2 protein-coding genes are annotated in these 1120 nt (G+C 76.5%); one reads left to right on the top strand and one right to left on the bottom strand.

Translation table 11 applies throughout. The features are described from left to right. Positions 1-256 (top strand): hypothetical protein (locus tag BUB97_RS26655; RefSeq protein WP_217659765.1); only part of this gene is annotated, 256 nt, incomplete at its 5' end. On the opposite strand, the gene BUB97_RS25385 is transcribed toward BUB97_RS26655, so the two are convergent. Then, the coding region (locus BUB97_RS25385) for a type IV secretory system conjugative DNA transfer family protein (protein WP_073140739.1) at positions 217-1120 on the bottom strand (904 nt) is incomplete at its 5' end. The two genes, BUB97_RS26655 and BUB97_RS25385, sit on opposite strands and share 40 nt — an antisense overlap.

A 1120-nucleotide genomic window follows, 5' to 3' on the forward strand; every position in this document is an offset into this window, starting at 1 on the left:
CCTCCGCGATCCGCGGGCGCGCGCCCGCGTCGCGGAGGTCGTGCGGCACGTGGACGGGCTGCGCCGGGCTTTCGTGGCCCGACTGCGCGACGGCGGCGTGAGGCCGTGTGGCTGCGGGCAGGCGAGCTGCCCCGTGTTCATGGTCCGGCCCAGCGTCGCCGCCGAGCTGGACCGCATTCGGCGGCGGGTGCTTGCCGCCTTCCGTGCCGCCGCGGGTCACTCGTCCGCCAGCCCGGCGAACTCCGGGTCTTCGTAGTGGCGGAGCTTGCGGGCGAGGGCGGGGGCCTTGCCCGGGCGGAGAAGGACCTGGAGGTCCGGGGAGAGGCGCATGGCCTCGTCGGGCGTCAGCAGCGGCCGGCCGGCGAGGTGCGTGGACGTGCCTTCGCTGACGCTGGCCTGCCCGCCGCCGACTGGCAGCCAGCCGGCCGGGCGGGAGGAACCGGAGGAGCTGGTGACGTACTCGACGGTGCTGTTGCCGAGGACGCGCGACAGCCAGTTGGCGGTGTCGAGGTCGGCGGGGGCCGAGACCTGCACGAGGCCCGAGTTGGCGAGGAAGGTCGCCGCCGAATCGCCGTAGGCGGCGCGGAGCTGGGCGAGGTCCTGCAGGATGAGCCAGAGCTGGAGTCCGAGGCCCGCCATCAGCCCGGCGGCGGACAGCACCGGTTCCAGCCGGCCGAGGGCGGCGAACTCGTCCAGCAGCAGGAGCACGGGCGGCGTGCCCGGCCGCTGCGGGGCGCGGGCCAGCTCCGCGACGGACTGCGCCACCAACAGCCGGAGCCATCGGGCGTAGGCGGCCATGCGATCGGGCGGCAGCACGAGGAACACGGTGGCCGCGCCGTCGCGGAGGTCGCGCCAGCGGAAGTCGGAGCGGGCCATGGAGGCGGCCATGCGTGGGCTGTCGAGGAAGTGGGTGTGGCGCTGGGCCGAGGAGAGCACGCCGGCGGCCTCGCGGTCAGCCTTGCCGAGCTGGCGGGCGGCGGCGCGCGACACCAGGCCACCGGCGGCGTCCGCGTCGGCCATCATGGCGCGCAGCAGGGCCTCCCACTCGCGGGGCGGCAGGGTGAGGAGGCGGCGCAGCTCCGGCAGGCCACGGCGCCCATCCGGGGCGCGGCAGGCGAGG

The organism is Muricoccus roseus, from assembly GCF_900141905.1.
GTDB classification, from domain to species: Bacteria; Pseudomonadota; Alphaproteobacteria; order Acetobacterales; family Acetobacteraceae; genus Roseomonas; species Roseomonas rosea.